General features: G+C 46.5%; 24 protein-coding genes. 13 read left to right on the top strand and 11 right to left on the bottom strand.

The genetic code is table 11. The features are described from left to right. Positions 1 to 3 precede the first annotated feature (3 nt). Together ACFQ2O_RS00595 and ACFQ2O_RS00600 are read right to left on the bottom strand one after the other, a co-directional pair. Entirely contained in the window at positions 4 to 816 is an 813-nt protein-coding gene (locus tag ACFQ2O_RS00595; RefSeq protein ID WP_377522046.1) for a ferritin-like domain-containing protein, read from the bottom strand. Positions 817 to 833: 17 nt separating this feature from the next. Next, entirely contained in the window at positions 834 to 1,565 is a 732-nt protein-coding gene (locus ACFQ2O_RS00600) for a ferritin-like domain-containing protein (protein WP_377522047.1), read from the bottom strand. 310 nt (positions 1,566 to 1,875) lie between these two features. On the opposite strand from ACFQ2O_RS00600, the gene ACFQ2O_RS00605 reads away from it, so the two are divergent. Next, on the top strand, positions 1,876 to 3,321 hold the full coding sequence (locus ACFQ2O_RS00605) for a BatD family protein (protein WP_377522048.1): 1,446 nt from the start codon (positions 1,876 to 1,878) through the stop codon (positions 3,319 to 3,321). Between the two features lie 2 nt (positions 3,322 to 3,323). After that, complete coding sequence (gene aroC / locus ACFQ2O_RS00610; RefSeq protein ID WP_377522051.1) at positions 3,324 to 4,403, top strand: chorismate synthase; 1,080 nt, start codon at positions 3,324 to 3,326, stop codon at positions 4,401 to 4,403. A 441-nt stretch (positions 4,404 to 4,844) separates the two neighbouring features. Here the strand turns inward: aroC and ACFQ2O_RS00615 are convergent, their stop codons facing one another. Next, positions 4,845 to 6,230, bottom strand: coding sequence for a sodium:proton antiporter (locus ACFQ2O_RS00615; protein WP_377522055.1), 1,386 nt, complete (start codon positions 6,228 to 6,230; stop codon positions 4,845 to 4,847). 316 nt (positions 6,231 to 6,546) lie between these two features. After that, a complete protein-coding gene (locus ACFQ2O_RS00620; protein ID WP_377522057.1) occupies positions 6,547 to 6,714 on the bottom strand; it encodes a hypothetical protein in 168 nt (55 codons plus the stop codon). A gap of 447 nt (positions 6,715 to 7,161) precedes the next feature. On the opposite strand from ACFQ2O_RS00620, the gene ACFQ2O_RS00625 reads away from it, so the two are divergent. Continuing rightward, positions 7,162 to 7,773 (top strand): NifU family protein, encoded by a 612-nt coding sequence (locus tag ACFQ2O_RS00625; protein ID WP_377522060.1) that lies wholly within the window; start codon positions 7,162 to 7,164, stop codon positions 7,771 to 7,773. Between the two features lie 140 nt (positions 7,774 to 7,913). Next, the gene (locus ACFQ2O_RS00630) at positions 7,914 to 8,117 is read left to right on the top strand and encodes a hypothetical protein (protein ID WP_377522062.1); all 204 of its coding nucleotides are present in this window, start codon (positions 7,914 to 7,916) and stop codon (positions 8,115 to 8,117) included. A gap of 55 nt (positions 8,118 to 8,172) precedes the next feature. On the opposite strand, the gene secDF is transcribed toward ACFQ2O_RS00630, so the two are convergent. From secDF to ACFQ2O_RS00660, 6 genes are all read right to left on the bottom strand, one after another. After that, positions 8,173 to 11,172, bottom strand: coding sequence for a protein translocase subunit SecDF (secDF, locus tag ACFQ2O_RS00635; RefSeq protein WP_377522064.1), 3,000 nt, complete (start codon positions 11,170 to 11,172; stop codon positions 8,173 to 8,175). Between the two features lie 172 nt (positions 11,173 to 11,344). Continuing rightward, positions 11,345 to 11,713 (bottom strand): RNA methyltransferase, encoded by a 369-nt coding sequence (locus tag ACFQ2O_RS00640; RefSeq protein ID WP_377522066.1) that lies wholly within the window; start codon positions 11,711 to 11,713, stop codon positions 11,345 to 11,347. A gap of 44 nt (positions 11,714 to 11,757) precedes the next feature. Next, positions 11,758 to 12,450, bottom strand: a complete 693-nt coding sequence (locus tag ACFQ2O_RS00645) for a potassium channel family protein (protein WP_377522067.1) — start codon at positions 12,448 to 12,450, stop codon at positions 11,758 to 11,760. Next, positions 12,447 to 13,067 (bottom strand): uridine kinase, encoded by a 621-nt coding sequence (gene udk, locus ACFQ2O_RS00650; RefSeq protein ID WP_377522069.1) that lies wholly within the window; start codon positions 13,065 to 13,067, stop codon positions 12,447 to 12,449. Before udk ends, ACFQ2O_RS00645 begins: the two co-directional genes overlap by 4 nt. Positions 13,068 to 13,152: 85 nt before the next feature. Beyond that, the gene (locus ACFQ2O_RS00655) at positions 13,153 to 13,731 is read right to left on the bottom strand and encodes a non-canonical purine NTP diphosphatase (RefSeq protein WP_377522123.1); all 579 of its coding nucleotides are present in this window, start codon (positions 13,729 to 13,731) and stop codon (positions 13,153 to 13,155) included. Between the two features lie 89 nt (positions 13,732 to 13,820). Continuing rightward, positions 13,821 to 14,336: a phosphoribosyltransferase family protein gene (locus ACFQ2O_RS00660; RefSeq protein WP_377522071.1), complete on the bottom strand. Its 516-nt coding sequence runs from the start codon at positions 14,334 to 14,336 to the stop codon at positions 13,821 to 13,823. A 188-nt stretch (positions 14,337 to 14,524) separates the two neighbouring features. Here ACFQ2O_RS00660 and ACFQ2O_RS00665 point away from each other — a divergent pair, with 188 nt between their 5' ends. The 4 genes from ACFQ2O_RS00665 to hemC all read left to right on the top strand — a co-directional run bounded on the left by ACFQ2O_RS00665 (position 14,525) and on the right by hemC (position 18,496). Continuing rightward, complete coding sequence (locus ACFQ2O_RS00665) at positions 14,525 to 14,770, top strand: type B 50S ribosomal protein L31 (protein WP_377522072.1); 246 nt, start codon at positions 14,525 to 14,527, stop codon at positions 14,768 to 14,770. A 78-nt stretch (positions 14,771 to 14,848) separates the two neighbouring features. Then, positions 14,849 to 16,054 (top strand): GlmU family protein, encoded by a 1,206-nt coding sequence (locus ACFQ2O_RS00670; RefSeq protein WP_377522074.1) that lies wholly within the window; start codon positions 14,849 to 14,851, stop codon positions 16,052 to 16,054. Positions 16,055 to 16,268: 214 nt separating this feature from the next. Beyond that, entirely contained in the window at positions 16,269 to 17,468 is a 1,200-nt protein-coding gene (locus ACFQ2O_RS00675; protein WP_377522075.1) for a DNA polymerase III subunit, read from the top strand. 77 nt (positions 17,469 to 17,545) lie between these two features. Beyond that, positions 17,546 to 18,496: a hydroxymethylbilane synthase gene (hemC, locus tag ACFQ2O_RS00680; RefSeq protein WP_377522076.1), complete on the top strand. Its 951-nt coding sequence runs from the start codon at positions 17,546 to 17,548 to the stop codon at positions 18,494 to 18,496. A 144-nt stretch (positions 18,497 to 18,640) separates the two neighbouring features. Here hemC and ACFQ2O_RS00685 read toward each other — a convergent pair whose 3' ends face one another. Continuing rightward, positions 18,641 to 20,200, bottom strand: a complete 1,560-nt coding sequence (locus tag ACFQ2O_RS00685; RefSeq protein ID WP_377522078.1) for an alanine/glycine:cation symporter family protein — start codon at positions 20,198 to 20,200, stop codon at positions 18,641 to 18,643. 307 nt (positions 20,201 to 20,507) lie between these two features. Here ACFQ2O_RS00685 and ACFQ2O_RS00690 point away from each other — a divergent pair, with 307 nt between their 5' ends. The 5 genes from ACFQ2O_RS00690 to ACFQ2O_RS00710 all read left to right on the top strand — a co-directional run bounded on the left by ACFQ2O_RS00690 (position 20,508) and on the right by ACFQ2O_RS00710 (position 25,001). Then, positions 20,508 to 21,158, top strand: coding sequence for a peptidylprolyl isomerase (locus tag ACFQ2O_RS00690; RefSeq protein WP_377522080.1), 651 nt, complete (start codon positions 20,508 to 20,510; stop codon positions 21,156 to 21,158). 1 nt (position 21,159) lies between these two features. Further along, positions 21,160 to 22,065, top strand: coding sequence for an SDR family oxidoreductase (locus ACFQ2O_RS00695; RefSeq protein WP_377522083.1), 906 nt, complete (start codon positions 21,160 to 21,162; stop codon positions 22,063 to 22,065). A gap of 172 nt (positions 22,066 to 22,237) precedes the next feature. Next, entirely contained in the window at positions 22,238 to 23,899 is a 1,662-nt protein-coding gene (locus tag ACFQ2O_RS00700; protein WP_377522084.1) for a sodium-dependent transporter, read from the top strand. After that, positions 23,896 to 24,054 (top strand): hypothetical protein, encoded by a 159-nt coding sequence (locus ACFQ2O_RS00705; protein ID WP_377522086.1) that lies wholly within the window; start codon positions 23,896 to 23,898, stop codon positions 24,052 to 24,054. Before ACFQ2O_RS00700 ends, ACFQ2O_RS00705 begins: the two co-directional genes overlap by 4 nt. 8 nt (positions 24,055 to 24,062) lie before the next feature. Then, a complete protein-coding gene (locus tag ACFQ2O_RS00710; RefSeq protein ID WP_377522087.1) occupies positions 24,063 to 25,001 on the top strand; it encodes a ComEA family DNA-binding protein in 939 nt (312 codons plus the stop codon). The last annotated feature ends 21 nt before the right edge of the window (positions 25,002 to 25,022 follow it).

Here is a 25,022-nt window from a genome sequence, read left to right on the forward strand (position 1 = left end):
TTTCTATTTCATAATAAACAGTGATGCTATAGAATTTACAGTAGCCATGTCTAAAGGCTCATCAAAGGACTGTGTAACCTGGGCAGTTGTAACTGACGAAGGTACGATGGTAGCTACATCAACACCTCCCTGCATGGTTTGTGCTTCGCCATCATATACAGGCTGCGTAGCGGCTGGCATTCCTGCGCCACGTTCATCATTTGTTATCCAGCCTTTAAGGCCTCTGATTCTTCGTACAATAGCAGCATGGCGCGCTTCAACAGAGTGTATTTGAAGTGCAGCCGTAAGTATAGCAGAGTTACTTACTAAGTTAGCCGCCTGGCCTTTGTAGGCACGAACTCCTGTATCCTCAAATGCCTGTGAAAGCGCCAGGAAGGTCTGTAAGTTTGAGTTCCAGTCTGCAAAAGCTCCTCCGGCCGAAAAATCGAAATTCGGTTTAGATACTGGAGTACCGTTTGATGATCTGATAGCAGAAGTAAGGAAATTCACGTGAGCCAATTCATTGTCACGTACATCTTCGAAAAAATCTCTGTTTTCGCCAAAGTTTAGATTAGAATCCAGGCCTTGCTTATAGAACTCGTACTCCAGGTACTCCAGCGTAAGTGCGTAGTTTAATACCTCTAGCACACTAGTGCCTGTAGAGCCTTGTCCGTACGCTTTTTTAAACATGCTGCCCATAGCGATTGGCACAGCGGCCAAGGCTACTTTTTTACCGAAGCTTCCGAAGCCGTTCATAGCAGCACGGCGAGAGGATAAGCGTTCGTATACTTCAGGGTCAGCTTTTTCTATATCCTTGATAATGTTAAATATATTCATGTCTCTTGTCCTCCTGCTTATTTAGGTAAATTACTGAAATCGATTTTTGTAGCAATGAACGGTGCGGCTGCCTTTAGCACTGCTTCAGGCATCAAGGCACGATCCAAACCATTACTGTCAATAAACTCTTCACCGAAGCGGTTGCCACCAGCAATCAAGTCATCAATGGCAGCGGCATGGCGCGCCTCTACAGATACGATTTTGCCAGCGAGCAGCAGGTAGGTTAAGCCAACACCTGTGTCTGTAAAAAGTTTGCCAGCGCCATTATAAGCGGCCACACCAAGGTTTTCGAAGGTGCGGGCAGTGCTAAGCACACTGTTTTTATCATTAAAGTTGATGCTGCTGAAATCTACTTCCAGCGCAGGAATAGCATTATTGCCAAGAGCAGCTTTAAAGAACTCACGGTGTGCCACCTCATGGGCCATTAAATCCTTCATCACATCCATTTCAGCAGTACTTAAAGCGCTTGCAGATTGTGCAACAACAGCTGTATAGAAGGCAGCCTCCAGTTGCTCTAGTGCATAAGCGTAGTTAAGTATGCCTACATCGGCCGAGCCAAGGTTAACGGTGCCCTCCATAGGTGGATTCATCGGGCCGTCATCGTCATCATCGCAGGAGGTGGTTAGCAGTAAAGTGGCCGCAGCGGCAGTAGCACCAGCATATCGGAAAAATGAGCGGCGCTGCATTGGAGCTTGCAGGTGTTGGCCTAATCCCTTGTCAGTCTCCGCAGGTTTAGATAGTTCTTTCATAAGTCTAATTTTTTGAGTGGTAAAATAATGTACTACAGAGGAGGGGGAGCATTATTTGAAAAGCAAGATCTACCTCATCATAAGCTACCTACGGCAGCAGCTTAGCATCTGGATTTAGGTAGTTTGTGATTATTTAATGTGTTATAACACCAGTGTGGCTGTGTCTTTGCTTGCAAATACTTGGTTCACATAAAGCTGTAGCCAGAATGACGCTCCTTTATATAAGCTTAGGCTGCATTTTGCGTTCAGAAAATGTTAAATTTGGCAACTGAACGCCAGAGAGATCACTACAGAAATGCGGCGTAAACCCATGAAAAGCCTTTACCTCACCTTTATACTTATTTTTATGTTGCTTGCGCCTTTGCAAGCGCAGCAGATAAGTATTGAGCTAGGAAAAAGTCCACTGCCCATCAATCAGTATTTTACCATTTCGGTGCGGCTGCAAAACCAGCAGTTAAAAGAATACAGCTCTTTTCCTGAAATAGAAGGATTCAAAAAGAGCAATAAGTACTCCTCCACCAAAACAATTATCACAGGTGGTAATACCACTACCATCTTTACCATTACCCAGAACTATGCAGCATTAGTGGAGGGGGAGTATTTGCTAAAACCTTTCTCTATGAAAGTGAACGGGCAAACAGTGCAGTCGAAGGGGCTTACCATCAAGGTACACCCAGTACAGGCTAACGCTCCGCAAAGTATAAACCAACCAGACCTGATTACCCAGGAAGAAGAACAGGAGCAGCAGGTAGAGGAAGAGGAGGCAGAGTTTGTAGATAAAGACGATAATGCTTTCCTGACGCTGTACACTGATAAAAAAGAAGCTTTTGTTGGAGAAGGCGTGAATACAGTGCTTTACTTTTACCTGGCTGAGTCAGACCAGCGCTTGTTGGATTTCTATGACTTTGCCAATCAGATCAACGGCATTCTGCGCCAGATCAAGCAGCCACACGCCTGGGAAGAAACGTTTGACTTTACCGAGATAACACCTGAGAATGTACTGGTAAAAGGAGAGCCATACTTGCGGTTCAAGTTATATGAAGCAGTACTGTACCCGCTAAACAAAGAGCCGCTGCGCTTTCCGCAGCTACAGCTCCAGATGATAAAGTATAAAGTAGCCAAAAACCCGTCTTTGCTGACAGAAGACAGGCAGGAGGGGTATAAAGTATTTTACTCACGCCCAAGAGAGATACCTGTAAAGGAACTGCCGCCTCACCCTTTGCGTGATGTAGTGCCGGTAGGGGATTATAGGTTAAGAGAGCAGCTTTCGAAGAAAACTGTGACGGTGAATAAGAGCTTCCATTATATGTTTGAGATAGAAGGAGAGGGCAACTTAGCAGCTATCATGGCCCCTGAGCCCAATGTGCCGCCCGGGCTGGAATTTTATCCGCCAGATGTGCGGCAGGATATCACCAAGCGCTCCGGCAGTGTGTCTGGGGCTAAAAGCTTTGTATATGCTGTGCTGCCACGGGAGCCCGGCACCTATGGCATGAGCGAGGTGCTGGAGTGGATTTACTTTAATCCGATTGCTGCAAAATATGATACGCTACGACCAACGCTACAAGTGCATGTTACGGGAGCAAAAGACAATGATGCTTTGGTTTTATCCAGAGATTTAGGACCTTTCTACAACATTATCGGAAACGAAGACAATACATTGATAAGTCTGCACGAGTTCGATGAAATTAAGCGCTACACCAACATCATACTGCTGGTATTGCTGGCTGTAGCATCTTTTATCTTCTTTAAGAAATAACTATGAGCAACTCCTACGGGAAACTATTCCGGATAACAACTTTTGGTGAGTCGCATGGCGCGGCTGTAGGTGTAACAATAGATGGTTGCCCGGCCGGACTGGAAATTACTACGGAAGAGATACAGTACGCCTTAGATCGCCGCCGCCCCGGGCAGTCTGATATTACAACGCCCCGCAAAGAAGAAGATAAGGTAACCATACTATCAGGTGTTTTTGAGGGCAAAACCACAGGAACTCCCATTGCGCTGGTGGTGAACAATAAAGACCAGCACAGCCACGATTACAGCCATGTAGAGCATGCTTTCCGGCCATCGCATGCAGATTATACTTACACTGCTAAGTATGGGCTGCGTGATTTTAGAGGCGGGGGCCGCAGTTCTGCCCGCGAAACGGTAGCAAGAGTGGCAGCCGGGGCGCTGGCCGCTAAATTGCTGCAACACTATGGTATAACGGTGCAGAGCTATGTATCGCAGGTAGGTACCATAAAGCTGCGCAAGCACTACTCAAAGCTGGACCTAAGCCAAATAGACTCTAACAAGGTGCGTTGCCCGGATGGCAAGATAGCAGCGCGTATGATAGGCGTGGTAGAAGAAGCCCGGGATAGCCTGGATACCATAGGAGGTGTGGTAAGTTGTGTGGTAAAGGGAGTGCCAGCTGGCTTAGGTGAGCCAGTGTTTGATAAACTACACGCTGAGCTAGGAAAGGCCATGCTAAGTATAAATGCTGTGAAAGGCTTTGAGTATGGCAGTGGGTTTGAAGGCGTGAAAATGCGTGGCTCAGAACATAACGATCAGTTTTATACAGATGAGGAGGGTAATATCCGTACCCGTACTAACAATTCAGGAGGCATACAAGGCGGAATTAGTAACGGGCAGGATATCTACTTTAATGTGGCTTTTAAACCGGTTGCAACTATTCTGCAGCCACAGACTACCATCAACGATGCAGGCGAAGAGATAACACTTCAGGGCAAAGGCCGCCACGACCCATGCGTATTGCCACGAGCTGTACCTATAGTAGATGCCATGGCTGCCTTAGTACTGGCTGACTTCCTGCTACGGCAAAAGGTAAACAAGCTCTAAAAGCTGCTTCAAAAATAAACCTGACTCAGTGTATAAATTCAAACGCCTCCTGTGCAGTATTCATACTTACAGGAGGCGTTTGAATGTACGGGCCTTATGAGGTCCAGGAATAGCAGCACCCGCTAAAGGCTGCGTACTTGCAGCATTAGTCACAATGCCTGAGAGCTATATGATGTGCTGGTCTTGTTGTGTAACAGCCTCAGGTAGGAGGAGGTACAGGAAAATAAAGGCCAGAAAGTAAATCTTATGGCTTTTCATCCTCCTGTCTTATAGTGGTGTAGTGTGTTGAAAAGCAGTTTAGCTATACTTAATATAAAAGTATAAGTATACTTAAATGTAGGGAGGACGGCGACACATCAAGAATAGTTATGAGCTTATATGAAAGCAAAAGAGCTGCCTTTGCTTAGCAAAGGCAGCTCTTTATGTATGTGCTCTTTTTGTTTAGAACAGTCTTAAATGCACCACCAGGTACCACACCAGAATCAAAGCTGGTAGCAGGAACGGGATAGAGTAACGAATGATGTAGGCAAAGAAAGATGGCATCTTGATACCTGCACTTTCGGCAATCGCTTTCACCATAAAGTTAGGGCCATTACCAATATAAGTGAAGGCACCGAAAAGAACGGCAGCCAGTGAGATGGCTTCCAGCAATATAAGTGTGCCAGGGTCGGTTCCTGTGCCAGTGGCAAACTGCCGTACCTCTACCACACTGTTTTGTGCCATATCATACTTTGCCATTGCCAAGGATAGGAAGTTGGCATATGTTGGGGCATTATCCAGGAAGCCGGACAGAGAGCCTGTTGCCCAGTACAGGAAGTTTGGTGTAATATACTGTGCATACTCCGGAGCCGAGGCAATTGCTGCTGAAAGTTGCAGTGCAGGCATCATCGTAAAGAAAATACCAAAGAACAGGAATACTACTTCCAGGATAGGGTGGAAGTTAAACTGGTTTCCTGCCAATGCTGTTTTACTGGAGAAGCGGTAGCAAGCAAAGGCTGCCGAAAGCTGAATGATCTCGCGCAGGTAAGAGAACTTATTACCATCATAATAAATATGTGGTAGGCCGTCAATTACATTTGGATCCAGGAAGATGGCGCCAATAATAATGGCAAGCCAGAACAAGTTGCGCTTACCACTGATGTAAAACTCAGTCTTTTCTTCATTCTTGGCTACAACCTCTGGGCGGGCAACGTAGGTTTCTTTGTTACGGCTATCAACAATAAAGAATATAAGGCAAAGAAGGCTTATAGTAAGTACCCAAGGCACAAAAAGGTGCTGGAGTGTCCAGAAAAAGGGCACCCCTTTCAGGAAGCCAATGAACAGCGGAGGATCACCTAGCGGAGTAAGAAGACCACCAGCATTACTTACTATAAAGATAAAGAATACGATCTGGTAAGGCTTAATACGGTGTACGTTAAGGCGTATGAAAGGGCGTATGAGCAGTAAAGAAGCTCCTGTAGTGCCTACTAAGTTGGCAAGAACTGCACCAACAGCCACCAGGGCTACATTCATAGCTGGTGTTGCTTTCGCATTTATATTGATGTAAATACCACCCGATGCGATATACAAAGAACTTAGAAGTATGGCAAAAGCAGCATACTCAAAGAACGTGTGTACGGGCATGTGGAAGTCTCCTAGTATAAACAAATAATAGGCTAAAACTGTAAGGCCAAGCGTGATGGCTACGGTTTTATAGTTGTGTTCCCAGAAGTGGCCAAAGAAAATTGGGCCGGCGGCAATCATACCTATCAGAATAAGAAAAGGAATGATTAGAAACAAAGGTAAGGCGTGCTGGGCCTGGGCCAACAGGATGAAGTTGTTTAGCATGGTCTAAATGAGTGCTGTGGTTGTCAGGTCTCGAAATATAGTTGCAGCACAAAGATACAGTTTCTGGTTAAAATAGCTAACCCAACACCTGGGCAGTGGCGTTAGCGGGTGTTGCTCCTTGTAAAAGCTTGTTTAATTTTCGTTTTTACAAGCGAAAGCCGCATGAAAAGCGTGAAGCCAGGTTTATTTGCAGGCTTTTGCAGCGCAAAGCATGAATTTTAAACAGGCTCTAATGTTGGAAGCACGTGCTTCGCTGAAGCAGATGAAATGAAAAGAGGAAGCACGCGTCTTTGCATACTTCCTCTTTCTTCTTATGTTACTGGTTTGACTTGTTCTGTTCCTGTGCTAGAGTGTCTATCATAATAACAGGAATGTTCTCGTCCCGGACTACGTCATCAGGTCCGTTGGTAGAGGCATTACTGGCTGCATCTGCTTGCTCTTTAGGTACAGGGTATATATTGCTTTCGCTTTCTTGTTCTTTCATATCAAGATTTCAAAAAAAGTAAAAAGGTTTTGCGTTGAGCAGAAGTTTCTGCATCCTAACATACGCTATACAGGGAAAGATTGCCGAAAAGCCTTCATTTTTAGTATGTATTTAACTTGTATATCAGTAGTATCTGAAATAGGATTTGAAAAGTACTTACCAAAATATATGTTATTGCTCGGTAAAAATACTGATGCTGTATAGGCATATGGCTTATGGTTATTTTACTCTATTATGCCTTTCTGACTGTTTTGATGTATATGGTGCAGTTTTTGTGTAATGTAACAGTACAAAACCTATCAACTTTAAAATTGCAGCTTTAAGCTGATAGACAAGGTGCTATTACTGTGGGCGTAGTGACAGTTTGCCTGCTTTTTCAGAAATAATAGCTAATTTTGTAAACTTTCAGATATAGCCACAGGTTTTAATCTTAAATAGAGAAATCCCATGATAGAAAATAAAGAAAAGACGGTTTCTGTATATGCAGAGGCCAACCCAAATCCAGAATCTATGAAGTTTGTGATGAACCAGCAGCTGTTGCCAGATGGGCAGAGCGTGGATTATCCGAATCTGGAGAGTGCGCTTGAGTCGCCATTGGCGCAGGAGCTCTTCAACTTCGACTATGTATCGCGTGTGTTCATTGCCAGCAACTTTGTTACTGTAACCAAGAGTGCTGACCTGGAATGGGTGAAGCTTATTCCTGAACTGCGCACCTTCCTGAAGTCTTACGTAGAGGCTGGCGGGCCAATCTTCAACGAGGGTTTCTCTGCAGTGAAGGCAGCCGCTCCGGCAGCTAACGGTGAAACATCAGCTGAAGACGCAGAAATTGCGAAAAAAGTGACAGACCTGCTTGATAATTATGTGCGTCCGGCTGTAGAGCAGGATGGAGGTAATATCACGTTCAAATCATATAATGATGGCGTGGTTACTGTACACCTGCAAGGTTCTTGCAGCGGCTGCCCATCTGCTACTGTAACACTGAAGGCCGGTATAGAGAACCTACTGAAGCGCATGGTACCTGAAGTGAAAGAAGTAGTAGCTGACGGCGTGACGATCTAGTTTAGCCGGCAAGTATTAAGAATACAAGGGCTAGCCTCACATAGAGGCTGGCCCTTTTGCTTTGTAGTGGCTTGTGCAGATCGGGAGTATGGTTACACTTGTTCCACCCTTGTTTTACTCTTTCTATCATCTCCAACGCAATGATGTCTATCTCGGATTTCGAAAAGATATCTCCTTTCGTCGAGGTGACAGATGGAGGTGCATATACAGCCGCACTGGAGACTCCCTCCGCAAGTATAAGTATAAGTATAAGTATAAGTATAAGTATAAGTTTGGCGGAAGAAATCTCTCTCCTCGGAGGGGCAGGGGTGGGTTTATACACAAACAATTACAAACCATTATAAAACAAGAAAGCCCGGAGCAGCTGCTCCGGGCTTTCTTGTTTTATGCTAAGTATGATTAACGAACCTGCTGCACTTGTGGCGCAGGCTGCGTTCTTTTCTCTTTCGTTGTATCCACTACAATTGGTGTAGCGATGAACAGCGATGAATAGGTGCCAAATAATACACCAATGATCATGGCTAGTGAGAAACTACGCAGCACCTCACCACCGAAGATGAACAACACAACCACTACCAGGAACAAGGTTAGAGATGTAATGATTGTACGGCTAAACGTGCTGATCAAGGCAGGGTTAACCACTTCTCTAATTCCCTTGCTAGGGTTATCGTTCAGGTATTCACGCACGCGGTCAAAAATTACCACTGTATCGTTAATAGAGAAACCGATGATGGTCAGAACGGCTGCGATAAACACCTGGTCCATTTCATAAGATACACCAAACAGGTTCAGGATAGAGAACACAGCTATAATCATCAGGGCATCGTGCAAGAGGGCAACAACACCACCAAGGCTAAACTGCCATTTGTTAAAGCGCAGCATCACATATAAGAAGATACCTACCAGCGCCAGCAGAACAGCAACCAGCGCTGTGTTCTGAATATCGTCGGCCATAGTGGCACCTACTTTAGAAGAGCTTAGTATTTCGGGATTCAGGTTGCTATACTGTTGCAAACCTTGCTCCAGTGCAGTTACTACCTGCTCATCAGCTTCAATGCTTTCATCATCGGCCATCCAGCTGGTAATTACTTTTACACGGTTAGAAGCACCGAAAGTCTTCACCTCCGTGCCTGCTTCCTGGAACTCATCTAATAAATTAGAGCGTACTTCAGAAGCTGGTACAGCCTGATCAAATTCCACTACATAAGAGCGACCACCTCTAAAGTCTACACCTAAGTTTGGGCCTTTGATGAACATGGCAACTATACCGAACACAAGTATAAATAGAGAGAAGGCATACGCAGGCTTTCTATACTTCATCACATCAAACGTGATGTTGCGGAACATCTTATCTGCAAGAGAAGTAGAGAACGACAATTTGCCGCCTTTCTTGAAGGTGCCTTCTACAAATAGTCTGGAGATAAATACAGATGTGAAGAAAGAAGTAACAATACCGATCATCAAGGTAATGGCAAAGCCTTTCACTGGTCCTGAACCAAAGAAGTACAGGATAAAGCCTACGATAAAGGTTGTTACGTTCGCATCAAAGATAGTCCAGAAGGCTTTGTCATAACCTGCGCTGATAGTCTCACGCATACTGAGGCCTTTTCTTGACTCTTCGCGCATACGCTCAAAGATAAGTACGTTCGCATCCACGGCCATACCTAGTGTAAGAACAATACCAGCAATACCAGGTAGTGTAAGTGCCGCACCAAACTGAGCCAGCACGCCAAGTATAAAGAACACGTTGAAAAGCAGGGCAAGGTCAGCAATGAAACCACCACGGCTGTAGTAAGCAATCATGAAGATAACCACGATCACAAAACCGGCAATGGTAGAAATCAAACCTTGGTTGATAGCTTCCTGGCCTAGCGAAGGACCTACGATAGCTTCTTCCACAATACGTGTAGGAGCTGGCATTTTACCTGCTTTCAGGATGTTGGCAAGGTCTTGCGCTTCTTCGATTGTGAAGTTACCAGAGATAGAAGAGTTGCCTCCTGTAATCTCACCTTGTACTACCGGAGCAGAGTATACATAGTTGTCTAGCACGATAGCTACCTGGCGGCCAATGTTATCACCTGTCAGGCGAGCCCATTTCTTTGAGCCGGTAGGATTCATGCTCATGTTAATTTCCGGGCGACCAGCCTGGTCAAAGTCCTGACGAGCATCGTTGATCGCCTCGCCAGTCATTGGAGCTTTACCGTCACGGCCTTTTTTGATGGCATAGAACTCCACAAACTCCTGCCTGTTATCGCCTGCAATTGGCTTCACACCCCAAGCGAATTTCATGTTTGGAGGCAGGATTGAACGTACTTCAGCACGGTTAAACAGATCGTTTATTCTTGCCGTATCACGCACGTTAGCGCCGATACCACCAGGCATCTGCGTGAACAAGCTTGCCAGCACACCAGTTTGTGGGTTGTTTAAAGAATCAAGTGCAGCAGTAGCAGCGCTGTCTGTTGTAGGAGCAGCAGCGATGGCAGTAGAGTCAGTCGCAACTGAATCATTAGCGGCAGCCTGAGCTAGCACGTCCTGCGAAGCATCTGCTACAGTGGCTTTGTTGCCTGTTGCATTACCAGCAGTAGCAGTTGTATTGTTGGTGATGTTTAATTTGCCTGCTTTCTGCTGCTCGTCCAGGTACTGGCCTACTTGCATAAAGTATGGCGTAAACTCCTGCGGCGACCACACTTCCCAGAACTCCAGGTTGGCCATGCCTTGCAATAACTTACGTACACGGTCTGGATTATCAATGCCTGGAAGCTCGATCTGGATACGGCCAGTGCCTTTCAGGCGCTGGATGTTCGGCTGGTTAACACCAAAGCGGTCAATACGAGTACGGAGAATGTTGAAAGAGCGGTCAATGGCGTCTTCTACTTCAGCTTCGATCACCTCAATTACTTGGTCGTTCGTAGACTCGTAGCTGATTTTGCCGCGGTTAGCTGTGTTAGAGAAGATGCGGCTCAGGCGGCCGTTTGGCTCTACTTCACGGTAAGCTTCTCCAAAAAGCGTAGTAAAACGCTCCTGGCTGTTTTTCTGAAGTTCCTGTGCACGCTCCAGCGCTTTCAGGAAGCTAGGGTCTTTGCTGTTGCCAGACATAGACCGGATAATTTCTACAGGTGATACTTCCAGCACCACGTGCATACCGCCTCTAAGGTCAAGACCAAGGCCAAGTTCATTTTCCTTAACTTCCTGGTAAGTCATGCCCATATAAACAGGCTCCTTCCACATAGAGTCAAGGTATGATTGCTTTTTAGCAAGATCTACATTGCCCTGCGCATCCGTAGCATAGGCTTCAGCCTTGTTTTGGATGTTGCCGGCAACGAACGAGAACGAGAGATAGTAAAGGCAGAGAGCCGAAACTATCACCGTTAGCACGATAATAAACGTTTTGTTCCGCATTGTTTGTAGTAGAATGTATGTATTAATAAAAGCTTAGATACTATAATCGATTCCTAAACTCCATATAGTGCAAACTATAAAGCTGCCTATATGCGTTCCTTCAGGGGCCTTTTATGGCTCCGGCATAAGAAGAAATTTAGTAAAAGGAGGTATAAAGAGGAGAAGGGGGAGCCTAGGGGGCGTTAGGCTGAATAGTAATAGTGAAAAGCACAGATGTAAATCCAGCTCCCGGAGGTATGGTGGTGTATGCTGATAAAAGCAAGTCTGTCGGGCGGGCAAAAGAGTGCTGTTCCGGCAGGTGTGCTACGGCTTGCTGTAAATCCAAGGCTACAAAAGAGGTAGTACCCTCCAGCGACACCTTCTGTTTTACAATAGCTTTTTGTTCTGAATGCTTGGCTAACGTAGTATTAGCCTCTTGTGTACTGCCGACAGCCTGGCTATAAGCTACCACCTCCTGCCCGTTGAGCATGAGCGCCCACAGCAGGGTTACCGACATCAGAAGATGTCTGAAATGATAGGATATGTTTGTTGCTTTTGGCATGTATAACCGCAAATATGAACTCTTTTCTTTTAAAAAAGAAATACTTAGCGGTTAATCTCAATAAATCGCTTCACATCTTGCTTCTTACCGATAAGCAGCAGGATATCTGACGGATAGATGATTGTTTCGGCTTTAGGTACGCCGATAATGTGCTCTACCTGCGTAGGCTTGCCATCTTGTATCTCTTCAAAAAAGCGCTTTATGGTAATCAGGTTGAGGTTATACTTCTCGCGGAGAGATATTTTGGCTACGCTGCGGTTGGCAATATTACGAGGCGCATTTATCTCCACAATCTCGTAGTTGTCTGGCAGGGGTAGGAATGTTCGGATACTTGGCTGTAGCAGGCGCTCAGCCACGGTTTTACCAACTTCCCCTTCCGGCGACAGAATCTCCTGCACCCCCATTTTTTCAAGTATACGGCGCTGCTGTGCATTAGAAGCACGTGTGATAACACGCTTCACATTAAGCTCCTGAAGGTTGGCTGTGGTAATAAGCAGTGCTTCAAAATCCTCACCTATAGCGACAATCACGGCTTCCATATCCTGGATATTTTGCGCTTCCAGGGCACGGATATCAGTAGCATCAAGCGAGACAGCGTAAGCAACCTCGTCTTTGATAGCCTCTACATGATCTTCATCGTTATCAATGGCGAGTACTTCGGCACCGCGCTCAGCCAGTGTACGTGCAATAGAATTACCGAAAATACCCAGCCCGATTACCGCAAACTTGTTCCTCATGCCTTTATTTTAGTATTTAAGTAAGTTGTCAGTACTTCAAGCCCACGCTCAAAGTGAGCATTGTTGGGGATGATAACGTCAGCATCGTTTTTATACGGCTTGATGAATTTTTCATACGTTGGAGCCACATGGTTGGTGTAGCGGTACAATACATCATCCAGATCATATCCACGCTCCACTTTATCACGCACGATACGGCGCTGAAGCTTAATGTACTCTTTGGCATCGATGTATACTTTCAGGTCAAGTAGTTTAGCTATTTCCTCGAAATAGAATACAAAAATGCCCTCCACCACCACAATTGGTGCTGGCCTGAACTCAAGTTGCTTTGGTACTACGTTTGGGTTATTGAAAGTGTACTCGGTGCGGTAAACAGTTTCGCCCTGGCTTACTTTCAGAAGATCGTGGGCGTAGGCCTCATCGTCAATACAAGAAGGAAGGTCGAAGTTTACCACTCCGTTCAAATCTGTTGTCTGATGCTCTCTTGGTTTGTAATAGTTGTCCTGCGAGATCAGGCAAACGTTTTCTGGCGAAAATGCAGTAAGCAGTTTATTCAAAAAAGTGGTTTTTCCTGAAGCACTACCTCCTGTGATTCCGACAATGTATGGCTTTTGCATGGGGAGCTATGGTTTCAGGTAACAAAATTAACACTTTAGCATGTAAAGGCCACACGCTAGCTGCTTTTTTATACTTGGTATTCAGTTAAAGCGCTTTAAGAAAGCGAACAAGTTGCTGCACAGCACGGCCACGGTGGCTAATAGCGTTTTTCTCTTCTGCACTCATCTGGGCAAAAGTGTGGTCATGGCCGTCAGGGATAAAAACAGGATCATACCCAAAGCCTTTGTCACCTTGCCAGCTAGCTGCTATACGTCCTGTTACGATGCCTTCAAACTGATGCTCTTTGCCGTCCAGTATCAGCGTGATAGAAGTACGGAATCTGGCTTTGCGATTCTCCTGGCTTTGCAGGCTTTGCAGCAGTTTGTTTATGTTTTCGCTGTCGGAGCGTTGAGGGCCTGCATAGCGGGCAGAATATACACCAGGGGCACCATCCAGCGCCTCTACTTCCAGTCCGGTATCGTCGGCAAAGCAGCTTACACCAAAGTGCTCCCATACGTAGGTCGCCTTCTGGTGTGAGTTGCCCTCCAGCGTATCCTGCTCTTCGGGCAACTCTGTGTGGCAGCCAATATCCTGTAGGCTTAGTAAGTCGTACTGGCCTTCCAGCATCTGGCTTACTTCTGCTATTTTGTGTTTGTTATTAGTGGCAAAGCAAAGCTTTTTCATCATAATATTCCTGTAGTTACTCGGTTTGAAGCAAGTCTAAAGTATAAATTAGGTCTATTGCAGTAGCTGATAAAGCAGTAAGGCTAACCTTAGTGCAGGTAAGCGCCTACCTGCTCCTCGGTCAGCACAACGTCAATTCGCTCGTTTATGGTAGTGGCCAGCGAGTAGCCGGTGTAGGTAGAAGCGATAGGGTAGAGTGGGTGATGGCGATCTACCAAAGTAGCAATTTCAACTTTTTTAGGGTTTAGCGGCAGAAAGGAATTTAAGGTGTAAGCCAATGTTTTGCCGGTGTTCAGCACATCATCCACCAGTATGATAACCTTGCCTGATAAGTTTATACTTTCAGGGCTGAGCTGTACTGGCTCCTGTAGCGGCGCTGTTTTGTTTAAAGAAACACGCAGCAGTTGCACCTTTAAAGTTGATATAGTTTGCAGGTGCTCCGCCAGCATTTCTGCCAGTTTATAGCCATTCTGGTGAATGCCGGCTAAAACCAGCTCCTGCTCTTCAAAATTACGCTCAAAGACCTCGTAGGCCATACGTATCACCTTTTGCGCAATCTGGTTGCGGTCTAGTATCAGGTTCTGGGAGTTTGTCTGTGGTGTCATGAAATTCAGAATGAGCTTGTTGCAGGCAGCTCTACAGGAGCCACGCTGGCAAATTTAAGAAGATAATCGCATCAGTCACGGCTTTTGGTGTTTGTGTAAAATAATTTGGCTTATAACATATTACTTTCAGAAAATCTTATTAAATTTGCAGTCCGATTCAGAAATTAAGGTTAAATAACGTTACGATAATGAAAAAAGGCATTCACCCAGAATACAGACAGGTGGTTTTCCAGGATATGACTAGTGATTTCAAATTTATCACTCGCTCTACCATGAATTCTGACGAAACTATTACTTGGGAAGACGGTAAGGAATATCCTGTGATCAAGGTAGAAGTTTCTTCTGCTTCTCACCCGTTCTATACTGGTAAGAACATCTTCGTGGATACTGCTGGACGTGTTGAGAAATTCAACAAGCGTTACACAAAGAAATAAGCGGTTTATTCCGGTTAAAACGTTTTAAAAGAGAAGTCTTCCTGGATAATTTCAGGAAGACTTTTTTATTTTTGTGCTATGAACATCATTCTCTTCGACGAGCCTTCTATCAGGCAAAACCTGTTGCCGCTCACTTTTACCAGGCCTGTTGCACTGATGCGCGTTGGTATCATGACAATTGCTGAAAAGTGGGCAGCTTATTTGGAAGCTCCTGTCTCTTATCTTACACAGCCATACCTACAGCCAAAGTACGGTGTCTCTTTTTGCATTCATAACCTTTATATAAATGGAGCTGTATGCCCGGATGAGGAACTGGTTGCTTCCATTCGGAAACTAAAAATTGGAGAAGCACTTTACCATCAAGGGGTACTTGTAGCGATTAACGGTGATAACCTGGAACTGCACGAGGTAGATAGCCTGATAAAGCATAACGTAGTCGGACGACAGGAATGCAGCAGTTGCACTATCATCCGTGAAGTGTGGGATATATTTCTGCAGAACGGCAGCCAGATCAGAAGCGACTTTAAGGTACTAACGCAAGACCGCCAAAGCCAACCCATCGGAGACAAGCACACCATTGTTTATAACGAAGAGAATATATTTATAGAAGAAGGCGCAAAAATACGCGCTGCTGTACTTAACGCAGAAGATGGCCCTATCTACATTGGCAAAGATGCGCAGGTACACGAAGGGGCTGTGATCAGGGGGCCTTTTGCTTTATGCGAAGGCAGCCACGTGAACATGGGGGGCAAAATGCGGGGTGATGTAACAGTTGGGCCTCATTCTAAAGTGGGTGGCGAGGTAGCAGCCTCAGTGATTTTTGGCTACAGCAACAAAGGCCACGAAGGGTATTTAGGCAATTCTATACTTGGGGAGTGGTGTAACCTGGGTGCTGATACCAACACATCAAATCTTAAAAATAATTATGCCGAGGTGAAGATCTGGAACTACGCTAAAGGTGGTTTCAAGAATACCGGGCAGCAGTTCTGCGGCTTGATTATGGGCGACCACAGCAAGTGCGGTATCAATACGATGTTTAACACTGGTACAGTGGTAGGCGTGAGTGCCAACATCTTCGGAGCAGGCTTCCCCCGTAATTTTATACCTTCGTTTAGCTGGGGCGGTGCAGCAGGTTTCGAAACGTACCAGATGCGCAAAGTAGTAGAGGTGGCTGAAAAGGTAATGGCTCGCCGCAAAATACAACTGGATGAGGTAGAGAAAAGTATACTTGACCATATTTACGAAGAAACACAGCAGTACCGTGTTTGGGACAAGAAGGCATAACCCCTCCTAAGAGCTTGTTTACAATTCGTTTTTGCAAGCGAAAGCTGAATGGAAAGGGTTCTGGCAAAGTGGTTTTAGAGCTTCATAGCAGCGCTATGGGGCGAGAAAAACGTGAAGCCAGGTTCCTTTACAGGTAGTTTGCAGCGCAAAACATGAATTTTAAACATGCTCTAAGGGAGATAAAAGGGACAAAAGACAAAGTAGTTGCCAGGCAATGAAGTCTTTTGTCCCTTTGTCTTTTATCTTTGTACTAACTCGTAAATTTAACTTACAACTCTTAATTCCGAAAGTGCAGTTTACTCAGATCATAGGCCATCAGGAAGCAAAGCAGCTGCTTCTAAAATCCGTGCAGCAGAACCATGTGGCACACGCGCAGCTGTTTCTGGGGCAGGAGGGAAGCGCTAATCTGGCGCTGGCGCTGGCCTATGCTACGTACATCAACTGCGAGGACAAACAGCCAGCTGATTCTTGTGGAACATGTAACAGCTGCGTAAAAATGAACAAGCTGGTGCACCCGGACTTTAACTTCGTGATGCCAGTAACTACAACCAAGTCGGTAACGAAGGATGCGCTGAGCAACAAGTTCATGAACGAGTGGCGTGAGTTTGTGCTGGCCAGTCCGTACCAGGGCCTGAACGAGTGGATGCAGCACATTGGGGCGGAGAACAAGCAAGGCAACATCTCCAAAGATGAAAGCCGCCAGCTGGTAAAGCTGGTGTCGCTGAAAGCGTTTGAGGGAAGCTACAAGATCGTAGTGATTTGGCTGCCTGAGCTGATGCATCCTTCCGCTGCCAACGCACTGCTGAAGCTGTTGGAGGAGCCACCAGCCCAGACAATATTTCTGTTGGTAGCTCAGTCAGCAGAAAAGCTTTTGGCAACCATCACCTCGCGCACCCAGATCATGCAGGTGCGTAGCTTTACTGAGCAGGAAGTGATAAACTGGCTCCAACAGAAGTATAGCGCCGATGAAACAAAGGCTGCACAGGTGGCACAATTGGCAGAAGGAAGTCTGAATGCAGCTTCTAAGCTCATGAGCGAAGTAAGCAGCGACTACTTTCTGTTCTTCACGGAATGGATGCGCCATTGCTACAGTTATAAATTTACGGAGTTGGTAGAGATGAGCGATAAATTTCAGACGCTGGGCCGGGAAAACCAGAAGAACTTCTTGCTGTACGCGCTTAACCTGTTCCGGAAAGTTATGTTGTTTGGAGTTGATGCTTCGCTGATTTCTTTTCTGCCTCCCGCTGAGCTGGATTTTGTGCAGAAGTTCTCTAAAGTCATCACGGGAAATAACGCCGGGCAGCTAACCGAGGAATTGAACCAGGCACATTACCACATAGAGCGAAACGCTAATCCTAAAATGGTATTTGTAGATAGCTCTATTCAAATTGCGGGGTTCCTGCGTAAAGGATAGCTTTCAGCAGTAGCCCTATTATAAATCATCAATAAAAAAGAGCAAGCTGTAGCTGCTGCTCTTGAGTAAAGCATATTATGGCAGAGAACATGCAAGATACAACCATACGCATTGGCACCAGAGGCAGTAAACTGGCTTTGTGGCAGGCCGAAACTGTTGCCGAAAAGCTGCAGGCAGCGGGTTTTCAAACAGAGCTGGTTATCATCAGCACCAAAGGCGACCAGGTGTTAGATAAATCCTTGGCAAAGATCGGGTCTAAGGGAGTGTTTACAGAGGAGTTAGAAGTGAGCCTGCGGGAAGGTTTGGTTGAAATAGCCGTGCATAGTGCCAAGGACGTACAGTCTACCATTCCAGCCGATTTGGAATTAGTAGCATTTATGGAGCGTGAGCAGGTAAACGATGTACTGCTGTCTTTCGACCCAAACTTTAAGCTAGAGCGGGAAAGTAATGCCATAATCGGTACGTCTTCTACGCGCCGCAGAGCACAACTCAAGAAATTTTATCCTAATATAACTACCGCAGAGTCGAGAGGTAACCTACAAACACGCCTGCGTAAGCTGGAGGAAAAACAGTTTGATGCGCTGATGCTGGCCTACGCTGGTGTAAAGCGGATGGGCTACGAGGATCTGATCGTGCATCATTTCTCTGAAGATGAGTTTGTGCCAGCCACCGGGCAAGGTAGTGTAGCTATTGAGTGTGCTAAAAGCCTGGAGCCAGAACTGAAAAAAGGACTGAAGCAGGCCTTAAACCATACAGAAACACACGTGTCACTGTTGGCTGAGCGTGCGTTTCTGCGCACCATGGAAGGTGGTTGCAGCATCCCTACTTTTGCATTAGCAAGGTTAACAGATAACGGTATTTGCATAACTGGCGGTATTATTAGCCTGGATGGCCAAGCGCTGCTGCGCGAAACCTTGGAGGGGCCAACCGTGACAGCCGAGGAAATGGGCGAAGAGCTAGCCAATATTATCTTAGGCCAGGGCGGTGATGAGATTTTGAAGAGCATCAGAGCAGAGAGAGGAGAGTAGGTATAACTTCCTTCAAAAGTAAAGAGGGCTTGTTTCCCAAGCATGCCGCAAGCGTCCGCTTGTTTAGCCTGAGAGCAGTCAAACGAAGAAGGGCCTCCTGCACACGCAGGAGGCCCTTCTTCGTTTGACTGCTAAAGTATAAATCTAGGCTTTTGCAGCCTCTGTTTTTACAGCGTCCTTGGTAAGTGGTCGGTTGGAGGACGAGCGGGCATAAGCCAGGAAATCCTGCATTTCTCGTTTTACGGTTGGTGCCATGATGTACAAGCCTACCATATTCGGGATACTCATAGCAAACAGCATCGCATCAGAGAAAGCCACCACACTACCTAACTGGATAGGTGCACCCAATACTATAAAGGCACAGAATAAAACCTTGAAGCTTATATCAGCCGCTTTATTGTGGCCAAACAGGTAAGTCCAGGACTTCAGGCCGTAATACGACCAGGTGATCATGGTGGAGAATGCAAAAAGAATCACCGCACCGGCAAGTATAACCGGGAACCAGCTGATAACTGTGGCAAAGGCTGTAGACGTAAGGGCAATACCATCTCCGGCAGTATCTAGCTCGTAAGCGCCTGAAACAATAATCACCAAAGCCGTCATCGTACACACAATCACTGTATCGATAAAGGGCTCCAGCGACGCCACAAAACCTTCTGTAACCGGCACATTGGTTTTAACAGCCGAGTGCGCAATAGAAGCTGATCCGATACCTGCCTCATTCGAGAACATGCCGCGGCGCAAGCCCTGTATCATCACACCTACTACACCGCCACCTAAGGCAGAGGCCGTAAAAGCACCTTCAAAAATGGCAGCAAAAGCCTCAGGTATATGTGTAAAGTTAGCCGCCAACACCACAATGGCCGCCAGAATATAGATACCGCACATCAGCGGAACAACTTTCTCGGTTACGCGAGCAATACTTTTCATGCCACCAAGTATAACCAAGCCAACAAGTACAGCCATAATTACCCCGAAGAGCCAGGCATTACCGCCTCCGAAGAAAGAGCCTGCTTCGCCGCCTGTTACTGCTATAAACTGCTGCGTTGCCTGATTAATCTGAAACATGTTGCCAGCGCCCAATGAGCCGCCAATACACATAATGGCAAAGAAAGCAGCCAGAAATTTACCGAAGCCAGTCATACCGCGCTCTTTCAGGCCTTTGCTCAGGTAATGCATCGGTCCCCCGGAAACGGTACCGTCAGCGTGATGGTCGCGGTACTTCACACCGAGCGTACAGGATACGAACTTGGATGACATACCCAATAAGCCAGCCAGCACCATCCAAAATGTAGCGCCGGGGCCACCTAAAGAGATGGCAATGGCTACACCGGCAATGTTTCCTAAGCCTACTGTGCCGGAAACTGCTGCTGTGAGTGCCTGGAAATGCGTTACCTCGCCAGGTGCATTCTCCTGATTATACTTGCCGCGCACTATATCCAGCGCGTAACCAAAGCCCCTGAAATTGATGAACCCCAGATACACCGTAAAAAACAAGGCCCCTAACAGCAGCCAGAGCAGAATTAGGGGCACAGCGATGGTATCTGTTATTTGTAACTCATAAAAGATAATGTCTGAGATGAACTGGGCCGTAGGGCCAACGGCGGCATCAATTCGTTCATCTACCGTTGTTTTGTGTGTTTGGGCAAAGAGGGAGCTACAGGCCCCCAAACTGAGCGCTGCAGATAGTAAGATTCTCTTCATGTATGAGGTTATGTTGATTAGTCTTATGCTCAATATACCTTTTTCTGCTGCTAAAGTGAAATCTGAAGTCATATTGCCTATGTCAGTACAATACTTTTCCCTTAAAGTATAATGTGTTGTAGCCAAAAGTAGTGGTTGGCTATACTTGCATGTACGGGTAAAACAGCTGTAATGCTGCCATTGCAACACATCATAGCAATAGAAAAAAGCCTGAAAGTATAAAAGAGAGTCAAAAAGGCTTAAATTTGAAAACCTGCTACCTGTAGTCGGTTCAAAAATCAAGGGAAGAAACAGAGAAAACAGAAGTATGAAACTGCTGAAATGTATAGCCGCGGCAACCATGCTGGTGGCATTGCTTCCGCTGGCGGTGCTAGCGCAAAAGCCGAAAGGCAAAGATCAATTAGTGACTATCTCTACGCCACAAGGCGATATCAAACTGGTGCTTTTTGATGATACCCCGCAACACAAAGCCAATTTCCTGAAGCTGGCAAAAGATGGCTTCTACGATGGCACCACTTTTCACCGCGTTATAGATGGGTTTATGATTCAGGGGGGAGACCCGAATACCAAAGACGATGACCCTAGAAACGATGGCGCGGGAAACCCCGGTTACACAGTGCCAGCCGAGATCAACCCGATGCACAAGCATGTGCGTGGCGCTGTTGCCGCTGCCCGTCAGGATGACCGGGTAAATCCGGAGAGAGCCAGCAGCGGCTCACAGTTTTATATTGTAGAAAACCACGATGGCACCCCCATGCTGGATGAGGTTTACACTGTATTCGGGCAGGTAGTGGACGGGCTTGATGTAATAGACAAAATTGCCGAGCAGCCGAAAAGTGGCAGGGATCGGCCATTATCAGATATAAAGATGAAGGTGACGGTGGAGCAGGTAAAGAAGAAGAAGATCGCCAAGAAGTATGATTACAACTACAACACCCAATCACTAGAGAAGAAATAGCATGAAGCGCATACTTATAACTGGTTCTAACGGACTGTTGGGACAAAAGCTGGCTGAATTACTATTGCCAAACCAACATGTAGCGTTACTGGCAACCAGCCGGGGAGAAAATAAACTGGCGGAGCTTTACCCAACGCTGCCTTTCAGAAGTATGGATGTGACCAATGCGGAGCAGGTGGAGCTAGTGGTGAGTGAATTTAAGCCAACGCACATCATTCACACGGCCGCCATGACAAACGTGGACCAGTGCGAGAGCGACCGCGACGGAGCCTTGTTGCTGAACCGTGATGCTGTGCAGTACCTGGTAAATGCCTGCGAGAAGTATGAGGCACACCTTATTCATGTAAGCACCGACTTTATTTTTGACGGTGAAAACGGCCCGTATGATGAAACAGCTGAAGGCAGCCCAGTAAACTTCTACGGAGAAACAAAGCTGATGGCAGAGCAAATCGTGCAGCAGGCTACCTGCAAGTGGGCTATACTTAGAACTGTGCTCGTGTATGGTGTAGTAAACGATTATGGCCGAACCAACATTGTGCTTTGGGTGCGTGATAGCCTTAGAGCAGGAAAAGTGATCAAGGTAGTAACAGATCAGTTCCGTACGCCAACCTTGGCTGAAGACTTAGCCATGGGGTGCTGGCTGATCGCTGATAAAGACGCAGAGGGCATTTTTAACATCTCCGGCTCTGAAATGCTAACACCCTATGACATGGCCATGCAAGTAGCCGATTACTTCGCGCTCGATAACTCCCTGATCGATAAAGCAGATAGCAGTACTTTTTCTCAACCTGCCAAAAGACCGCTACGCACAGGCTTCATCATCCGCAAAGCAGAAACTGAATTAGGTTACCGCCCGCACTCTTTTGCAGAGGGCATACGCATGGTAGCAGAGCAGGCAGATGCATAAACCGAAGTCTACACATGACAACAGGCTTATACCTGAAACTTAACAGTTAAACATTAAAAATATTTGATTTTTAATGGTGCTATCGGAAGCAATACCTATATTGGAGCCTTAAAATTCTGTCTATTACCACCTTATTATCTAAACTAAACTAACTAACACTTCTACCCTTTTTATGAGTGCTAACAAAGAATCCTGGGGCTCACGCGTCGGTCTGATCCTGGCCATGGCCGGAAATGCTGTAGGTCTCGGAAACTTCCTGCGCTTTCCGGTGCAGGCGGTACAGAATGGCGGAGGCGCCTTCATTATCCCTTATCTTATCTGTTTCCTGGTGATGGGTATTCCCCTGCTGTGGATAGAATGGTCGATGGGCCGCTTCGGGGGTAAGTTCGGACACCACTCTACACCGTTTATTGTAGATACCATGGGCAAAAATCGCCTTTGGAAGTATATTGGGGTGTTCGGTATCTGGACAAATATCGCTGTTGCTGCTTACTACTGCTACATCGAGTCCTGGACACTTTCGTATGTGATGCACTCTATCGTTGGCACCTTCAAAGACCTGGATCAGGATGGCGTAGGAGCATTCTTTAACGAGTATGTGTCTATTGGCCAATCTACCTTGGGCATTCCTTACGAGCCGGTTGTGTTTTATGTGCTGTGCTTGCTGCTGAACACCTGGATTCTGTCTCAGGGCTTAGCCGGTGGCGTAGAGCGTGTGGCAAAAGTAGGTATGCCTTTGCTGATTTTATTCGGTGTTTTCCTGGCTTTTAAAGGCTTTACCATTACAGCCGGAGAGGCTGGAGCTATCAACGATAGTTCAGTTGGCCTTAACTTCCTCTGGACGCCTAACTATGACCAACTGTGGTCTCCGACAGTATGGCTTGCAGCTGCCGGTCAGATCTTCTTTACCTTATCGGTAGGTATGGGTACCGTGCATTGCTACGCTTCATACGTGCGCTCCAGAGACGATATCGCATTGAATGCCATGTCGGCTGGTTGGATGAATGAGTTTGTGGAAGTGGTATTAGGTGCTTCCATTCTGATTCCGATTTCTATCGGCTACTTAGGTATAGACCGTGTAACGGAGCTGGTGCAGTCTGGCGGTTTGGGCCTTGCCTTTAAAACCTTGCCATACCTGTTCTTCCAGTGGGGCGACGTAATCGGTGCTGTAGCCGGTGTCATGTGGTTTGGTTTGCTTTTCTTTGCTGGCATCACCTCATCACTTGCCATGGGCACGCCCTGGATCGGTTTCTTACAGGACGAGTTCAACTGGAAGCGCAAGTCTGCTGCCTGGTCGTTTGGTTTGATCGTACTGGTCTTAGGTATGCCAACAGTATTGTTCTTTAAGTATGGCGTTTTTGATGAGTATGATTACTGGGCCGGTACCGTATCGTTGGTTGTATTTGCCTTAGTAGAGACTATCCTGTTTGCCTGGGTGTTTGGTATGGATAAGGGCTGGAAAGAGATTACTTCCGGTGCCGATATCAACGTGCCAGGTTTCTATAAGTACATCATCAAGTTTATAACGCCGCTGCTGTTGCTGTGGGTGTTTATAGGCTCGCTGGTAACACCTAAAGGTGGCGACTGGGGTAAAGCATTTGCCGGTGAGTGGGTGCTGGATGACAGCTCTATCATTAATAAACTCAAAAATGTAAGCCTGAAGCGCCAGTTGGCCGAAGCCACTGACCCAGCTGTGATACACCAACTGCAGGAAACGCTGTTCTTTGTGAATGCCTCGCGAATTTTGCTGGTTACAGTATTCCTGAGCATTGCCGCACTTGTTTACATTGCGTATAAGAAAAGAGTTAGAGAAGGGAGAATCCAAAAAATATGAACACATCAGCACTAGTAATCATGCTTACCACCATGTTGATGGTAACTGGTCTTATGATTTATTTTTTCTTTCGGGTGATAAATACGCCGCCTAAGCCAGAGCCGGACTCTTACCTCGACAACGACGATGAACCGGAGCGACAGGTAAAACCGTAAAATCATACATGAAGAAAATTAAGCTCTGGATACGTAAACACTTTGGCTTTTCGCAGCGCGAGGTTGTTGGTTTCCTGTGGCTTCTCACCATAATGGTGCTGCTTACGGCAGCACCATTTCTTTTTAGCCTGTTTTCCTCTTCTGAAGGAGCCTTTTCCTCCGCTGCAGATCGGCAACTACTCGATAGCTTAGCGGCCCAACTGGAGACAAGGCAGCCAGAGCGGACCAACAAGTATAAAGTGCCTGCGGTGGCCTTGCGTCCGTTTAATCCAAATCAGCTAACGGTGGAGGAGTGGCAGGCATTCGGTTTGCCAAAGTACCTGGCGCAGCGCATTCTTAACTACCGCACTAAAATAGGTGACCTCACTTACAAAGCCGAGCTTGGTACCATCTATGGCTTGCCTGATTCTGTGTTCCAGCGGCTGTACCCTTACATACAGCTACCGGAGGAGCGACCAAGCAAGTATAAAAAAGACAGGTATGCCAACCGCCCTGCTCCAAACCCTGCCTGGAGCAATAGCCGGCCTCCCCGCGAAAAGTTTATACTTGCTCCGTTCAACATCAACACGACTGATACTACGCAGCTAAAGCAAATCAGGGGCATAGGCAGTAAGCTGTCTGCACGCATTATCAAGTACAGAAATGGCTTGGGCGGTTTCTATAGTATGGCGCAACTGCAGGAGGTATATGGTTTGCCGCCAGAGATAGTAGATAGCCTGCAGAAGTATACGTTTGTGCCAAAAAGTTATACTCCGGCCCCACTGAACATAAACACAGCCACTGCTGATGAACTGAAGGCACACCCTTATATCTCATCTAACGTGGCCCGGGCTATTGTGGCATATCGGGAGCAACACGGCAGGTATAGCCAAGTAGAAGAGGTGCGGCAGGTGAAGCTGGTAACAGCGGAGCTATTTGAAAAGCTAAGGCCTTACTTAACGCTTTAGCTTAACCAGACCTCGCAGTGT

Origin of the sequence: Pontibacter rugosus, assembly GCF_042678745.1 — a bacterium.
GTDB lineage: Bacteria > Bacteroidota > Bacteroidia > Cytophagales > Hymenobacteraceae > Pontibacter > Pontibacter rugosus.

Coding starts and splice junctions, on each gene's coding strand:
- ACFQ2O_RS00595 (WP_377522046.1), bottom strand. CDS start 816: ATGAATATATTTAACATTATCAAGGATATAGAAAAAGCTGACCCTGAA.
- ACFQ2O_RS00600 (WP_377522047.1), bottom strand. CDS start 1,565: ATGAAAGAACTATCTAAACCTGCGGAGACTGACAAGGGATTAGGCCAA.
- ACFQ2O_RS00605 (WP_377522048.1), top strand. CDS start 1,876: ATGAAAAGCCTTTACCTCACCTTTATACTTATTTTTATGTTGCTTGCG.
- aroC (WP_377522051.1), top strand. CDS start 3,324: ATGAGCAACTCCTACGGGAAACTATTCCGGATAACAACTTTTGGTGAG.
- ACFQ2O_RS00615 (WP_377522055.1), bottom strand. CDS start 6,230: ATGCTAAACAACTTCATCCTGTTGGCCCAGGCCCAGCACGCCTTACCT.
- ACFQ2O_RS00620 (WP_377522057.1), bottom strand. CDS start 6,714: ATGAAAGAACAAGAAAGCGAAAGCAATATATACCCTGTACCTAAAGAG.
- ACFQ2O_RS00625 (WP_377522060.1), top strand. CDS start 7,162: ATGATAGAAAATAAAGAAAAGACGGTTTCTGTATATGCAGAGGCCAAC.
- ACFQ2O_RS00630 (WP_377522062.1), top strand. CDS start 7,914: ATGATGTCTATCTCGGATTTCGAAAAGATATCTCCTTTCGTCGAGGTG.
- secDF (WP_377522064.1), bottom strand. CDS start 11,172: ATGCGGAACAAAACGTTTATTATCGTGCTAACGGTGATAGTTTCGGCT.
- ACFQ2O_RS00640 (WP_377522066.1), bottom strand. CDS start 11,713: ATGCCAAAAGCAACAAACATATCCTATCATTTCAGACATCTTCTGATG.
- ACFQ2O_RS00645 (WP_377522067.1), bottom strand. CDS start 12,450: ATGAGGAACAAGTTTGCGGTAATCGGGCTGGGTATTTTCGGTAATTCT.
- udk (WP_377522069.1), bottom strand. CDS start 13,067: ATGCAAAAGCCATACATTGTCGGAATCACAGGAGGTAGTGCTTCAGGA.
- ACFQ2O_RS00655 (WP_377522123.1), bottom strand. CDS start 13,731: ATGAAAAAGCTTTGCTTTGCCACTAATAACAAACACAAAATAGCAGAA.
- ACFQ2O_RS00660 (WP_377522071.1), bottom strand. CDS start 14,336: ATGACACCACAGACAAACTCCCAGAACCTGATACTAGACCGCAACCAG.
- ACFQ2O_RS00665 (WP_377522072.1), top strand. CDS start 14,525: ATGAAAAAAGGCATTCACCCAGAATACAGACAGGTGGTTTTCCAGGAT.
- ACFQ2O_RS00670 (WP_377522074.1), top strand. CDS start 14,849: ATGAACATCATTCTCTTCGACGAGCCTTCTATCAGGCAAAACCTGTTG.
- ACFQ2O_RS00675 (WP_377522075.1), top strand. CDS start 16,269: ATGAAGTCTTTTGTCCCTTTGTCTTTTATCTTTGTACTAACTCGTAAA.
- hemC (WP_377522076.1), top strand. CDS start 17,546: ATGGCAGAGAACATGCAAGATACAACCATACGCATTGGCACCAGAGGC.
- ACFQ2O_RS00685 (WP_377522078.1), bottom strand. CDS start 20,200: ATGAAGAGAATCTTACTATCTGCAGCGCTCAGTTTGGGGGCCTGTAGC.
- ACFQ2O_RS00690 (WP_377522080.1), top strand. CDS start 20,508: ATGAAACTGCTGAAATGTATAGCCGCGGCAACCATGCTGGTGGCATTG.
- ACFQ2O_RS00695 (WP_377522083.1), top strand. CDS start 21,160: ATGAAGCGCATACTTATAACTGGTTCTAACGGACTGTTGGGACAAAAG.
- ACFQ2O_RS00700 (WP_377522084.1), top strand. CDS start 22,238: ATGAGTGCTAACAAAGAATCCTGGGGCTCACGCGTCGGTCTGATCCTG.
- ACFQ2O_RS00705 (WP_377522086.1), top strand. CDS start 23,896: ATGAACACATCAGCACTAGTAATCATGCTTACCACCATGTTGATGGTA.
- ACFQ2O_RS00710 (WP_377522087.1), top strand. CDS start 24,063: ATGAAGAAAATTAAGCTCTGGATACGTAAACACTTTGGCTTTTCGCAG.